The sequence below is a fragment of the Pseudomonas sp. P5_B2 genome (assembly GCF_056400445.1).
In genome coordinates, this window is record NZ_JBFULH010000890.1 from 1 (window position 1) to 1389 (window position 1389).

Sequence of the window (1389 nt, forward strand, 5' to 3'; positions counted from 1 at the left end):
GACCAAAGGTCATCTGCAACAGCGTTGCTGTGTCGTCGTCCACCTTGCGGAACAACGCATCGCGGGTTTCATGAATTTCAATTTCATGGAGTGGGGCCTGTCCTTCCAGGCCGTGACGATTGGTGTAACACACTGCCAACAGATCGTCCCGAGGATCGCCGTCCCCCAGGGACACAACCGTCAACCGGCCATTGGAAACGTCGTACGCGCATTCACGTTGATGCAGCGACAGCGGTGCCGACCACTGGCCGTTGAGCGAGCTGAACGCGAGTTTGATCTCCAGCGTCCAGGGTGTCTGCACCACACCGTTGCTATCCATCTGGCGTTCGAGCCATTCACACCAGACGATGGCCGGCAGCCCCAGCCAACTGACGCAGCGGATATTCACGACCTTGCCTGCAGTGGCGATATCGATTTTCTGCCATTCACCCCAGGCGGCGGGATTGATTTTTTTGCTCTCCCTGGTCAGTTCGACTTTGACACTGCGCAAATAGTAGGCAAACGGCGCTGTCCGTTCCTGCCCGATCAAGTAATAGCGCGCGTCCTGAACATTTTCCCCGTCGATATAGCCGCTGAGCACATCCAGATCACAGAGGCGCTGAAACTCCTGGGTGTATTCCATCAAGCCTTTTTGCACCGATCCGGTACTCAGGCGCAGCTGATTGAGGTTGTTTTCCAAGGTTCGAAACAGGGTGGTCTTGTTCAAGCGAAGTGACGGGACAATGTAGTTTTGCGCATGATCTTTGAGCAGCACATTGGCTGACCAGGTGCTGTAGTGACTCAGAAACTGGTACCAGTAGCGCAAGTCATCCTCTTCAAAATGACTGTTCTCGTAACCCTTTTCCATGCCGCTGTAGACCGACTGAATATGCTGCTGCAAACACCGCACGGTCGAAGAAATCCGGGTGGCTTCCAGTTGTGCGCTGTCCTGGGTATCGAGCATCAGATACTCGCTCAACTCATCAGGGGTTTTCAGTCTGGCTGGACCTCGCCACAACTTTTGACCCAACACCGCGTCTAATATCGCCGCCGTATAACGTTCCGTCAGCTCATTGATTTGGAGCGTTTCCATAGTTTTCCCTCCATGTCATGCGTGATGACCCGACTGGCCACCACGTGGCGTGGCCAGGCAAGGTCTCTGGACAACCGATCAATTCATGAGGTGGACGATGAGCGCCGAGTGACCGGGCGCTTGCCCAGCGTGCCTTCGAGTACCAGCGCTTCATTCAAGCGATCACAGAACAGGCTCAACTGGAACCGGCCGTTGCGGATGTTGGCGGTCTTGATATCGACCTTGAAAGGACCGTCATCGAACTTAATGCGTTCAGCCAACGGCTTTGTGAACACCATCCCCAGCGCTTGGGTGGAATAGTCGGAACTCCACCCGAG

2 protein-coding genes are annotated in these 1389 nt (G+C 55.0%); both read right to left on the reverse strand.

Translation table 11 applies throughout. The annotated features are described in order from the left end of the window. A partial coding sequence (locus AC1DRJ_RS27755) for a neuraminidase-like domain-containing protein (RefSeq protein ID WP_477804963.1) occupies positions 1-1072 on the reverse strand: 1072 nt, incomplete at its 3' end. Positions 1073-1155: 83 nt separating this feature from the next. Further along, positions 1156-1389: hypothetical protein (locus AC1DRJ_RS27760; protein ID WP_477804964.1), on the reverse strand; the 234-nt coding region annotated here is incomplete at its 5' end.